Origin of the sequence: Leucobacter viscericola (assembly GCF_011299575.1) — a bacterium.
Taxonomy (GTDB): domain Bacteria; phylum Actinomycetota; class Actinomycetes; order Actinomycetales; family Microbacteriaceae; genus Leucobacter; species Leucobacter viscericola.
The window spans coordinates 2,792,445-2,804,669 of the sequence record NZ_CP049863.1 but is presented as its reverse complement, the minus strand read 5'-3'; the positions used below and the strand labels follow the sequence as shown (position 1 = coordinate 2,804,669).

General features: G+C 62.1%; 12 protein-coding genes. 4 read left to right on the top strand and 8 right to left on the bottom strand.

Going from position 1 to position 12,225, the window contains the following annotated elements; translation table 11 throughout:
• Positions 1 to 6: 6 nt before the first annotated feature.
• The 7 genes from panB to G7068_RS12165 are packed head-to-tail and all read right to left on the bottom strand — an operon-like array spanning position 7 to position 5,457.
• Positions 7 to 858, bottom strand: a complete 852-nt coding sequence (gene panB, locus G7068_RS12195) for a 3-methyl-2-oxobutanoate hydroxymethyltransferase (RefSeq protein WP_166292209.1) — start codon at positions 856 to 858, stop codon at positions 7 to 9.
• 1 nt (position 859) lies between these two features.
• The gene (panC, locus tag G7068_RS12190; protein ID WP_166292208.1) at positions 860 to 1,780 is read right to left on the bottom strand and encodes a pantoate--beta-alanine ligase; all 921 of its coding nucleotides are present in this window, start codon (positions 1,778 to 1,780) and stop codon (positions 860 to 862) included.
• A complete protein-coding gene (locus tag G7068_RS12185; protein ID WP_341873745.1) occupies positions 1,777 to 2,505 on the bottom strand; it encodes a DUF2520 domain-containing protein in 729 nt (242 codons plus the stop codon). The genes panC and G7068_RS12185 overlap by 4 nt, the downstream gene beginning before the upstream one ends.
• Positions 2,506 to 3,663 (bottom strand): UDP-N-acetylmuramate dehydrogenase, encoded by a 1,158-nt coding sequence (locus G7068_RS12180; RefSeq protein ID WP_280116199.1) that lies wholly within the window; start codon positions 3,661 to 3,663, stop codon positions 2,506 to 2,508. It abuts the gene before it with no gap.
• Positions 3,660 to 4,091: a MaoC family dehydratase gene (locus G7068_RS12175; protein ID WP_166292207.1), complete on the bottom strand. Its 432-nt coding sequence runs from the start codon at positions 4,089 to 4,091 to the stop codon at positions 3,660 to 3,662. Before G7068_RS12175 ends, G7068_RS12180 begins: the two co-directional genes overlap by 4 nt.
• A complete protein-coding gene (locus tag G7068_RS12170; protein ID WP_166292206.1) occupies positions 4,088 to 4,537 on the bottom strand; it encodes an FAS1-like dehydratase domain-containing protein in 450 nt (149 codons plus the stop codon). The genes G7068_RS12175 and G7068_RS12170 overlap by 4 nt, the downstream gene beginning before the upstream one ends.
• Positions 4,538 to 4,575: 38 nt before the next feature.
• A complete protein-coding gene (locus G7068_RS12165) occupies positions 4,576 to 5,457 on the bottom strand; it encodes an MBL fold metallo-hydrolase (RefSeq protein ID WP_166292205.1) in 882 nt (293 codons plus the stop codon).
• Positions 5,458 to 5,745: 288 nt separating this feature from the next.
• Between G7068_RS12165 and G7068_RS12160 the strand changes: the two genes are divergently transcribed.
• Entirely contained in the window at positions 5,746 to 6,510 is a 765-nt protein-coding gene (locus tag G7068_RS12160; protein ID WP_166292204.1) for an aquaporin, read from the top strand.
• A gap of 135 nt (positions 6,511 to 6,645) precedes the next feature.
• On the opposite strand, the gene G7068_RS12155 is transcribed toward G7068_RS12160, so the two are convergent.
• Positions 6,646 to 8,985, bottom strand: a complete 2,340-nt coding sequence (locus G7068_RS12155; protein WP_166292203.1) for an RCC1 domain-containing protein — start codon at positions 8,983 to 8,985, stop codon at positions 6,646 to 6,648.
• A 499-nt stretch (positions 8,986 to 9,484) separates the two neighbouring features.
• On the opposite strand from G7068_RS12155, the gene G7068_RS12150 reads away from it, so the two are divergent.
• The 3 genes from G7068_RS12150 to G7068_RS12140 all read left to right on the top strand — a co-directional run bounded on the left by G7068_RS12150 (position 9,485) and on the right by G7068_RS12140 (position 12,139).
• Entirely contained in the window at positions 9,485 to 10,090 is a 606-nt protein-coding gene (locus G7068_RS12150) for an RNA polymerase sigma factor (RefSeq protein WP_166292202.1), read from the top strand.
• Positions 10,091 to 10,241: 151 nt separating this feature from the next.
• On the top strand, positions 10,242 to 10,811 hold the full coding sequence (locus G7068_RS12145; RefSeq protein ID WP_166292201.1) for a hypothetical protein: 570 nt from the start codon (positions 10,242 to 10,244) through the stop codon (positions 10,809 to 10,811).
• Positions 10,812 to 10,813: 2 nt separating this feature from the next.
• Positions 10,814 to 12,139: an RICIN domain-containing protein gene (locus G7068_RS12140; protein ID WP_166292200.1), complete on the top strand. Its 1,326-nt coding sequence runs from the start codon at positions 10,814 to 10,816 to the stop codon at positions 12,137 to 12,139.
• Positions 12,140 to 12,225: the final 86 nt, after the last annotated feature.

Sequence of the window (12,225 nt, the reverse complement as noted above, 5' to 3'; positions counted from 1 at the left end):
GACGCCTTACTCGTGACGCTCGAGCGCCGCGCGAGCCGCGTCGACCGCCTCGGGCGTCGCCGCGTACTGGTGCTCGGGTCCAGGGAAGGATCCCGCGCGCACCTCGGCAGCGTAATCCGAGATCGCGGCGACCGTCGCCTCGCCGATACTGCCGAACGACTTCACGAACTTCGCGATGCCGCCCTCGGTCACACCAAGCAGATCGTGCAGCACCAACACCTGGCCATCAGCGGGTCCGGCACCGATTCCAATAATCGGGATCGACAGGCGCTCACGAACAACCGCGACGATCTCCGAGGGAACCGCCTCGATCACCAGGCAGAAGGCGCCAGCCTCCTGCACCGCAAACGCCTCGTCCACGATTCGCGAGGCCGTCGCAGCCGTGCGCCCCTGGGCGCGCAGTCCGCCGAGAGCGGTTGCGGTCTGCGGGGTGAGGCCGAGGTGCGCGACCACGGGGATCCCGGCAGCAACAATGGCCCGGATCCTGCTCAGGCGAGCTTCGCTGCCACCCTCAAGCTTGATCGCGTCGGCCTGCGCTTCCTTCACAAAGCGCACAGCCGTCGCCACGGCCTGCTCGTCCGATTCTTCCGTCGTGCCAAACGCCACGTCGCACACCAGAAACGCCGTCTCGGTGCCGCGGCGCACGGCCTTCGACATCATCAGCATCTCGTCGGTGGTGACCGAAACGGTGGAGCTATGGCCGAGCACAACCTGCGCACCCGAGTCTCCCACCAGCACCATGTCGACGCCGGCCCGCTCGGCGGCGCGCGCTGCGGGGTAGTCGTACGCGGTCACCATGACAATCGGTTCACCGTTCGCTCGCTTTTCTGCGAGGCGCGGGATCGAAACCTTCGGCATCTCAGTTCTCCTTCGAGATTGGCAAACTCGGTGGGTTCAGCAGTTCGTTATCGATCAGTCGCACCTCGCCGACGCGAGCAGCGATTGCACACAGCACGGTACCACTCACGGTTGTGGCGGGGGCGAAGCTCTCGGGGTTCACAAAGGCAAGATATTCAGGATCGACGCTTCCCTCAGCAAGGATGCCCTCTGCGAGCGTGCGCAGCGCAACGACCTCGGTCTCGCCCGAAGCGGCCGCGGCCGACACCGCGGCGAGCGCGCGCGGGATCACCAGGGCGCGCTGCCGGTCCGTCTCGCTCAGGCGAACGTTGCGGCTTGAGCGGGCGAGCCCATCGGCGTCGCGCGATGTGGCACAGCTCACGATCTCGGTGGGGATGCCCAGGTCGGCCACCATGCGCTGCACAACTCGCAGCTGCTGGGCGTCCTTCTGCCCGAAGTAGGCGCGGTGCGGCAGGGCCGCGAGCAACAGCTTGGCGACGACCGTGGCGACCCCGTCGAAGTGGGAGCTGCCGCGGCCGGCGCCCTCAAGGGTTTCGGTGATCGCGCCGGAGACGCTCACGGTTGTGGCAAAACCCGCGGGGTACATCTCGGCTGCACTTGGCGCGAAGATCACGTCGACACCGGCGCTCTCGGCGAGTGCTGCATCTTGCGCTTCCTGCCGGGGATACGCGTCGAGATCGCTCGCCTCGCTGAACTGCGTGGGGTTTACGAAAATGGAGAGGATCACCAGGTCGTTCTCGGCGCGAGCCCGCTGCAAAAGGGAGAGGTGGCCCTCGTGCAGGGCGCCCATCGTGGGGACCATGCCGATCCTTGAAGCTGTGTCAGGGTTCTGACCGAGGTGATCCTGCGACTCGCAAGCTCGCGCAGGATGACCGGGGCGAAGTGCCTCGCGCAGCTCGGCGATGGTTCTTACGACCTTCATTGCTGGCCCCCTGCCAGTGTGCGCGTTGCATCGGTGAGCGCGTCGAATAGCGCGACGTGTTCGGGTAGCCGTTCGGCGACGGCGTCTCGCTGCGCACGCACGGTCGCCTCGTCACCGCGCACCACCGGACCAGTCAACGCCGACGCTGCACCGCGTTCTGCCCAGTTACGCAGCGAAGCCTCAGCAAGCGGCAGGAGCGCGGCGCGCGGCACCCCCGCGGTCTCGGCGAGCTGCTCGGCAAGGCCCTCGAGAGTGACGAGGTAGTTTGAGGCAATCGAGGCCGCTGCGTGATAGGCGGCACGGTCGGCGTCGGCCACCCGGAACGGCACCATGCCGAGGCGTTCGGCCAGATCCTGAGCCGCTTGCAGCGCCCGCTCGGAGGTGCCCGCGATCGCCGCGTGGGCTCCCGCGAAGGATGTGCCGGGGCCGGTTACCGTCATCAGCGGGTGCAGCGAAAACGCCTCGTGCGGCTGCAGCGCTGCAAGCGTTGTAATGCCCGAAAGGTGGCCGACGATCCGCCCGGGCGCAATGGCTGCGGCAGCGCTAGCGATCTCGGCGTCTGGCACGGCGAGCAGCACAATGTCTGCGGAGGCCCCGTCTGCGCCGCGGCCCGCCGGCGGCAGCAGCTCGAGGTTAGAGGTGCGCAGGGCCGCGTCGAGCGCGGCTCCCATGCGTCCACGCCCAACGATCTGGAGCACCGGGCGATCCGCCAGCCGCACCGACACCTACAGCTCCAGGCCGTAGAGATTGGGTTCGGGGGCGAGGATCACACCAAACTCTTGCTGCACCCGCTGCACGACAAAGCGCGCGAGCTCCGCGACGTCGGCGGCAGAGGCGAAACCGCGGTTGGTGATGGCGAGCGTGTGCTTCGACGAAATTGCCGCACCCGATCCGGGCAGGTGGAAGCCACGCTTGAAGCCGGCGTGCTCGATTAGCCAGGCGGCCGAGAGCTTCACTTTGCCCTCGGTGGCGGCGCGCGGAACCCGCATGGGAACACCCGCTGCGATGTCTTCAAGACTCGTCACCGTCGGAGAGGGCGCCGTGCCGCCCACCGGGAACCGCGGCGCATCGGCCGGCAGCTCGCGGGCAAACTGCTGCGAGACGATGGGGTTGGTGAAGAAGGATCCTGCGCTCCACGAGTCATTGTCACTCTCGTCGAGCAGCATGCCCTTAGACGCGCGCAAGCGGAGCACCTCGTTGCGCACGCTGAGGATCGGCACCCGATCACCGACCTCAACGCTCAGAGCAGACGCGAGCTGGGCGTATGAGACCACGGAGGTGGGATCACTCAGTTCAGTGAGCACCAGGTCGATCGAGAGCACAACACCCTCGCGCCCGCGTTTGATCGCGGAGTCGCGGTAGGCGAGCTCAAGCTCGGCGGCGGGGATGCGCAGCACCTCACCCTCAGCCCGGTCGTAGAACTCGATCGAGTGAAGCACCTGCGACAGTTCTTGGCCGTAGGCACCAATGTTCTGGATCGGCGCAGCTCCCACAAGACCGGGGATGCCCGAGAGCGCTTCGAGGCCCGCCCAGCCGCGATCAACGCAGGCTGCAACAAGCAGATCCCAGTTGTGGCCCGCCTGCACCCGCAGTCGCACCTGGTCAGAGGGGGCCTGCGGATCCTCGACCCGCGTAATGCCACCACTGCGCACGAGCAGCACCGTGCCGGGGAAGCCCTCGTCGGCGACGATCGTGTTCGAGCCGCCACCGAGCAGCATCCAGGGCTCGTCGGTGCTCCACAGTTCGGTCGCGTTGCGAATGAGATCCTCAGTGCTGCGCGCGACAATCACACGCTCGGCGGGGCCACCAACACGCATCGTGGTGAGGTCGGCAAGTCGCGCTCCGTCGCCGATGGGCTCGGGCACAATGTCGGGAAGAGTCACGCGAACGCCGCCACCAGCTGGGCTTTGCCGAGTACGGTCGATCCGTCGAAGACAACCTTGAGGTCGATGCGGGCGGTGCGGGCTTCAGGATCGAGCGCGCCAACCGTCGCGGTTACTGTGACGGGAGCGCCTTCCTTGGCATCGACCGGCACAGGCCTGGTGAAGCGCGACTGAAAGTCTTTGACCCAGCCTGCGTCGCCGAGCCAGTCGGTTGCGACGGAGCCCGCGGCCCCCATGGTGAGCATGCCGTGGGCGAGCACACCAGGCAGGCCGACCTCGATGGCGAAGTCATCGCGGTAGTGGATCGGGTTGAAGTCGCCCGAAGCACCCGCGTAGCGCACGAGGGTGTCGCGGGTGAGGGTGAGCTCGCGCTCGGCGACAACGTCGCCCGTTTCGAGTTGCGAGAAGTCTGGTGTTACTGAACTCATGCGTTTTCGTCCCCTCGCACCACAAGCGTGGAAATAGCGGTGACCACGTGGTCGCCCTTCGCGTCAACGATGTCGCTGGAGGCGGTCACCATCGAGTGTCCACCAAGCTGCTTGACCGCTGCGATGGTGAGCGTCGCGGTGAGCTCGTCACCAGCCACAATCGGGCGGGTGTAAGTGAAGCGCTGATCCCCGTGGACCACCCGCGTGAAATCAACGCCCGCCTCCTCGTCAGCAAGCAGCTGCGCGAGCGTTGCCTCCTGCACCGTGACAGCGAAGGTGGGCGGAGCGATCACGTCTGCGTACCCGGCGGCTTTTGCCGCCTCGGGGTCGAGGTGAAGCGGTGAAGTGCTCAGCACAGCGCGAGCGAACTCACGCACCTTTTCACGGCCGACAAGATACGGGGCGGTCGGCGGGTAGACCCGGCCTTGAATCTCTGGATTAACCACGAGAACAGTCTACAGAGGGTCGGTGCTTGGCGGAGGGGCTAGTCGTTGTCGCCCGGTTTAGGCCAGAGGATGAAGTCGTCGCAGATGACCCGCTTCGGGGTCGATCCGGCTTTTGTGAGTGCGTCACGAATCTGGTGCAGGTGCGCCACCGTCATTTCAAGGGGTGGTTCGTCGGGTTGGTAGGTCGTGCGAACGGGGTAGTCGACACCGGGCTCGCGCGTCATTTCGATGTGACAACCGAGTACGTGTGTAACCGGGTACTCTTCGGCGAATCGAATGAGTCGGTCGATCGTGTCGGTAAAGGCTGCCCAGTCTTCGATGTAGAGGCGGCCTCGGTAGACGGTGTCGCCGGTGAGGAGGATGCCGGTCTGGGAGTCGTAGTAGGTTACCGCCGCCGCATCGTGTCCCGGAGACGCGATGGCCAGCACCGTGCGATCCCCCAGGTCTATATTCTGAGGCTTTAGCGCGTTGCCGTTGAATCCCAGAAACGACCAGGCGGATGTGCGGTCAGCCCCCACAACAGTGGTGTTCGCCCGGCCCTGGAACTGCTGATCCCCCGCGATATGATCGCCGTGTTCGTGCGAGTGCAACACGAGAAGTTCGTAGCCTTCACTCGGGTGCTTTTCACACCAGGATTCGAGGAGCTGGTCGACGGTCTCGCGCAGCGGCAGGAAGGCGGGGTCTGCGGTCGCACCCGTGTCCACGAGCATGGCCTTTTCGCTGCCAAACAGCAGGTACAAGAATGGGGCTTCGTAATTGGTCGCCTTGTTCTGGCGCAGGATCACGGTACTTTCGTCGTACCAGTAGGTCTGTAGGTCGGGATCCGTGTTGTGCTTCGCGGACTCGGAGCCGTGGATCCAGTGGAGGTCTAGTGGCCGAGCCGTTGGTAGCTTGTGGCTTGGTTCTGCTGCTTTAGACATACCGCTCCCCGCACATACTGTCTCGACGCTGACGCAGCTGCATCAACTCTTACAGGTTAAGGGAAGGGGAAGGAGCGCGGTGTGGTCGAGGCACATGTCATTCCACTTGCGGGGCGACTCGCGATAGCTGCGAATCATCGATACAAGAACTCAGAAACATGTCAAGTACTTTCAGAGTTTTTCTAGAACCGCGTAAAATTAACCAGCTCGGCATCTCATAAGCTATGCGGCTTGTCGTGCCGCGAGCCTTGACATTTCGTTTTTGGCCACTCAAGAGAAAGTCCAGCAATGAATAATTCGCCTTCTGTATCTTCAACCGCACAACGATCACCAAGCACGAGCGCCAAGCTCGCCGCCGAAGTGGCTGGCACCTTTCTCCTCGTCTTTGGACTGATCGCGACCGCTACGTTCGCGGCCACCCTCGACGGTGGAGCAGCCGGGGTTGGCACGCTCGGAGCCTGCCTGTCTCTCGGCTTCGCCGTCATCATCGGCGCCTACGCCTTCGGGCCAATCTCCGGCGGCCATTTCAACCCAGCCGTCACTCTCGGCCTCGCAGCTGCAGGACGCTTCGCTTGGAAAGACACCGTCCCGTACATCATTGCTCAGCTCGTTGGAGGCATTGTCGCCACAAGCCTCATTTATCTCCTTGCACTTGGGGGGCCCGATGGATTTGCAAAAGCTGCCATAGACTCTGGTTTTGTTTCCAACGGCTTTGGCGACCAATCACCAGGCGGCTTTGGTCTCGGTTCTGCCGTCATCATCGAAATCGTCTTCACCGCCGTCTTCGTGTATGTGATCCTCGGAGTCACGCACTCAAGAGCTGCTGCCGGCTTTGCGCCGATTGCCATTGGCCTTACGCTTACCCTGATGCTCATGATTCTGATCCCAATCGACAACGGATCTGTGAACCCCGCGCGATCCATCGCCACCGCGATCTATGGCGGACCAGACTGGCTTGCACAGGTCTGGGTCTTCATTGTCTTTCCGATAATTGGTGGTCTCATCGCTGGCTTTAGCTCACGACTTATCTTTGACCGTGAGACGAGTCGTTAAGCTGCATTAGCCATTCCCCGCAGATACTGTCTCGACGCTGACGCAGCCACGTCAGCTCAGACAAGTTAAGGGATTTAGGTGATCCTGCGGCTCACTCGGCAGTGCACTTGTGAGCCGCAGGATAACGGGTGGCGACTACTTGGTGGCGCGGTAGTCCGTCACCAGTCGGTAGATGAACGCGGCCATCGCCTGACGGCTGAGGTCATCCTTCGGCCAGTACTCCTTGGTGTTGCCCACCTTGTTACCGGTCGACAGACCCTCGCTGTACATCCATGATATCTCCTTGTAGAACTTCATTCCCGGCTTCATGTCGGCCATCGGCGACTTCGCGGGAGCCTTGTAGTTCTTCGCGGCAGGATTCGTGGAGGCCTCAAGACGGTAGATGAACGCAGCCATCGCTTCACGAGACAGCGGCTCGTGCGGACGATACGTCGGCTTACCCGACGGCTCAGCCCATCCGGTGGCGTACCCCTTTTCGTACATCCACGCCATCTCGGTGTAGAACGAATCGCCAGGCTTTACATCCGCGAACGGAGACACCTTCGGCGCCTTGTACCCCTTCGGGGCTTCCATACGGAAGATGAACGCTGCCATGGCCTGACGCTCCAGGTTGTCCTGCGGCTTGTAGAGCGGCTTGCCTACGGGCTGGCGCCAGCCGGTGGAGTACTTCATGCACTCCATCCAGTCGATCTCTTTATAGAACTTGTGCGACAGCGGGGTATCCGCAAACACCGGAACCTTACGCGGAGCCACACACGCCGTCACGTCATCTTGCTTAACCGTGATGGAGAACACCTTTGATGCACTTCCAGCAGAGTCTTCCACGGTAACGGTGAACTTGAACGTACCCGCTTTGGTTGGGACGCCGGAAAGTTTGCCGCTCGCCCTGTCGAGCTTTAGGCCGTCGGGCAGGTTGCCGTTGGTCACGCTCCACGCGAACGGGGCCGTACCCGTCGCGGCCAATACCGCAGAATACGAGGCAGACACACGACCCGCAGGCAACGAACCCGTGGTAATCGACACCTTGACCGGGGCTACGTAGGTGTACGCGGACGGGTACACCAGGGGCGGAAGCACAACCCCGTACCGAGTCATTTCAATGCTCACATCTACCGCACCAGGAGCATGCGCCGGAGTTACCACGGTCAGAGTCCCGTCAGCATTGTGAACGAAGTCGGCACCGGCAACACCATCAAACAGCACACCAGTCACAACGTCGTTTGTCGGTACGACACCCGGCACCTTTCGGCTCGCTGTCGCAATGCCGTCACCCAGTCGCCCATAGGTATATTGCCCCCAGGCGTAGACGTTACCGTCGGCGCCCACCGCCGTTGTGAAGTCGGTCGCCGCTGTGATCCGCTTGAATGTCACTCCGGAAGGAAGCTGCGCGAGTGTCGGCACTTCCCGCTGTGTGCTTGTGCCGTCACCCAGCCTCCCGTAGAAGTTGTTTCCCCAACCGTAGGCGTTGCCGTCATCACCCAGCGCCGCAGATGAATAGCTTCCCGCTGAGATCTGTGTGAACGTCACACCGGACGGGCTCTGCACGGGTGTTGGCACGATCCGCTGCGCGGTTGTTCCATCACCCAGCTGCCCGTAGCCGTTGCTTCCCCAGGCGTAGGTGTTGCCGTCATCGCCCACCGCCAAAGCGGAGATGCCTCCCGCAGCGATCTGCGTGAACGCCACTCCTGAAGGTGTCTGTACCAGACCTGGCACGTTCCGGTCAGTCGTTGTGCCGTCGCCCAGTTGCCCGGAGGAGTTCTGCCCCCAGGCATAGGTATTGCCGTCGGTGCCCACCGCAAGAGTCTGGTTGTAGCCCGCCTCGACCTGTGTGAACTTCACTTGCGAGGAAGCCTGCACCAGTTCCGGTACGTTCCGATCCGTGTTGCTACCATCGCCCAGCTGACCGGATGCGTTCAGCCCCCAGGCATAGGTGTTGCCATCGTCGCCCTGCGCCACCGTGTGGTTGTAGCCCGTCGTGATCCGAGTGAATTTCACACCCGAAGGGGCCTGCACTAGTACCGGCAGATTCCGGTGTGTGGTTGTGCCGTCACCCAGCTGGCCGTACTGGTTGCTCCCCCAGGCGTAGGTGTTGCCGTCATCACCCAACCCCACGGTAAAGAACCCTCTTGCTGCGATCTGGGTGAACGTCACACCCGCAGGGACCTTTACGCGCGCTGGCACGTTTCGCACCTGGACAGTGCCGTCGCCCAACTGGCCGTAAGCGTTGTACCCCCAGGCATAGGTGTTGCCGTCATCACCCAAGGCCACGGTATGAGCTTCCCCCGATACGGCCTGCGTAAACGTCAACGCGGAAGGGGCTGGAAGCGTGACCGCCGTCCCGCCTTCCTGGGGCCCCTGACCCGGTGAAATGACAGCCGGTCCAGCCCCACTGTCTCGCTCGACCGCAGTAGCTGCGCCCGTACCGGCAAGCAGAACTCCGCTGCCCAAAAGCACAACAGCAAGCCCTCCACTCAAGAGTCTTCTGAACCTACCCAATTTCAACCCCTTCATTCGGTTAATAGACATTTCTGCTTCACAGACAGCACAAGAAGCCGTTTCAGATCACCCGGTTCCGTCACCGCGCGCCAACAATTCGCGTCTCCCAGAAATCGAAGCCTGAGTTTCTGGAGAACTAACAGGCGCGGACGTTTACCCCGGATAGAGAACACAGGGCAGAGGATCTACCCCTGGAAAACAAACACGTGTCGTGAAAGATGTAGTGAGGTTAACGATACCTACGGCACACCTTCTGAGTGCCGCAAGTGGTTCAAGTTACGTATCGCACGCACACAATATGCACGACCAGTGCGCGAAGATACGTATCGCACTAGCGGCGTTGTGTCCCCGCGCAGGTCGGTGTGATGATCGCAGCAACCCAAACTCGCAACCTGTTCTGTTCATATCTGAGTAGATTTGCTATATAAAAGGACAGGCGAGCCCTCGGGCGCACAACGTGGGGAGAGGAGCGTGGCGGGTGAGTGAAGATGTTGACGGCGTCAGCGATGTAGATCTCGTCGACGCATTGCGGGCTGGCGACACTGACGCAGGCGGAGTGCTCTACAACCGTCATTTTCAGATGGCTGTTCGACTGGCTCGTCGCACGGCGCCTCACCCCGATGAAGCCGAAGAGATCGCGAGCGAAGCATTCTCACGAGTCTTCACCGTGATTCGCAATGGTGGCGGGCCGACGGAAGCGTTTTCCCTCTACCTGCGCTCGGCAGTGCGGAATACGTCCATCAGCCAGCTGCGTTATCGCGCCCGAATCAAGACACTCGATGACATCGAGAAGGTAGTCGTCGACCATATCCCCGACCATGCTGACGACGGTCACGACATCGATTCGGATCTTTCAGCCGCGTTCGACAGTCTCCCGGAACGTTATCGGCGCGTGCTGCACGCGCGCGTGCTGGAGGGCAAAAGCAACCGCGAGTCTGCTCACGATCTCGACATTCTGCCCACAACCGAGGCCATGGTGTACATGCGGGCTCGTCGCGCGTTGAAGAAGAGCTACCTCGAGACGGACGGCGGTCGAATACGCGCTGCCCTCGCTGCGTTGAGAAAGCGTCGACCCACGCACTAAGCGCCCTCGCTGCGTTGCGATCTCGAGGCGAATATCCCGTTTCTGCAAGTTTCTTTACCCGGGTGTTATGAAAGTGCCCGATCCTCGTCTCTGTAGTGAATCACCAGGAAACTTGGACAGATCCACAAACAGAAATGAGGAGGAGACGCCGATGAAGGCCAAACAGGCTGAGCCGACAGGCATCCGAGCGCGAACCAAAGCCCTACTGCTGTCATCTTTAGCGGTGGTTGGTGCACTCGTGCTTGGACTCGGTGCAGCAGGTGGCACATTGGCGATGCTGTCGAGCAGCCAGACGGTGCCCGGTGCAACGATCACAGCGGGAAGCCTCGGGTTGACGGTCAACGACCAGGCAAGCGTGGCGCTTGCTCCGTACTCAGTGCTGCCTGGCTCACCGCAGGCCCAAGCATTTAAGGTGACAAATACCGGGACAGTGCCGGCGGAGCTCAACACCAAAATTGCAGTGACGTCATCGGCATTGATCAAAGACTCTATGCGCGCACGAGTGACCGCGGTTCCTGACGCGGCGAGCTGTGCGCCTGGCCTTGCGGGCACCCAAGACAAACTGCACGGACACACGGCCTCAGCAGTTGCGCTGGTTGACGGCGGCGGGTCAGCGGTGCTCTGCCTAGAGCTCGCTCTCGATGACACGGCTTCTCAGTCGTCACAGGTACAAACTGCACTGTTTACCCTCACCGTTAACGGAACTCAGAAGGACCTCTAATCATGGCAGACAACATGTTGATGCAACATGCGCGGCAGCTGAGCCGCCGCACGAAGGTCACTGCCGCAGTGGTCGGTATCGTGTCGTTCCTGCTTGCTTTGGGTGCACCCCCTGCGGTTGCGGCGTGGTCTGCGACTGCGACGTCCACCGGATCAGCTTCGGCCCCGACGATCGCCATTACGCAGAGCGGCTTCGACAGCTTGTCTACGACGTTTCAACGCCACACGACAGATCAGCGTGGCGGCTTCACACTGACCAACACGGGCGGCGGCACCGGAAACGCGTATTTCATTGCCAAGTCGACAAGCACGGGCGCATCGAAGGTGGGCGTGCGGGTGTGGCCGACCGCATCGATGGACGAGTGTCTCAACGGAGTGATGCCAGAAACCGCACAGTTTGGCACCTGGGCAGCGTTCCCGACGATCGCCGGCACTTCACTGGCCCCCGGGGCCTCAGTTATCTATTGTGTGAGGTCGTTGGCGACGGATGCCGATGGTTTAGCCACGGCGTCCGGCACACAGAGTCTGGTGGCGACGGCATATTCACAAATCAGGGCGGGAACATGGTTAGCGGGGACTGGCAACTCTCAGGCCACGATGACCACAAAAGCGTTCTACCCCCTGGGAATGCCCGCCCGGGCAGCGAACCAGAACAACTGGATGATGGTGAAGCCAGTCTCGGATCCTAACCAGTGTCTCGATATCTACTATTCGCGCTCGCAAGCAGGCACAGCACTCCAGACGTTTGGGTGTGGCGCCCAGTCGAATCAGCGTTTCGAGATTGTCACGACGCCCGGCGGACAGTCCACCCTCCGACCGAGGACCTCTCCAGAAATGTCCATCGGACAGACAGGCAACCGTGGCGTACTTGCAGCAGCCGGAGACTCCAGCGCTAACTGGCGCATTGAGACCGTCACCTCAACTACGTTCCAGCTAGTCCACGGCGACACGGGTCTGTGCCTCACGGCGAACACCAGCGCACAGACGACGTTGACCCCTTGTTCTGGGGCGAACACGCAAAAGTTCACGATGACGCGCGATCCGGTCTCGTGCTCGGTTTCGGCATCGAACATCTACCTCGCGTTCAAAGCTCCTCCCGGCGTGCGCACCTACACCGTGCAGATACAGGTCGGTGGGCAGTGGACTGACGTGTACACGAACCCGGACATGGCGCAGTCGACGTTCACGATGACCCGATCGATGTTCCCGGCAGGCGACGCGACAATCGGCATACGGGTCGTCGATTCGGTCGGCAACGTGCTGTACAGCGGTTTGAGCATCGGAACGTTCGGGGCGAACATGGCTTGCGGAACCAACTTCAACGGCTGATCGTTCTCCAACCTATCCGCAAAAGGGATTGGTAGGGCGTGCGGGACTTGAACCCGCGACCGACGGATTATGAGGCGGTCGGGAGT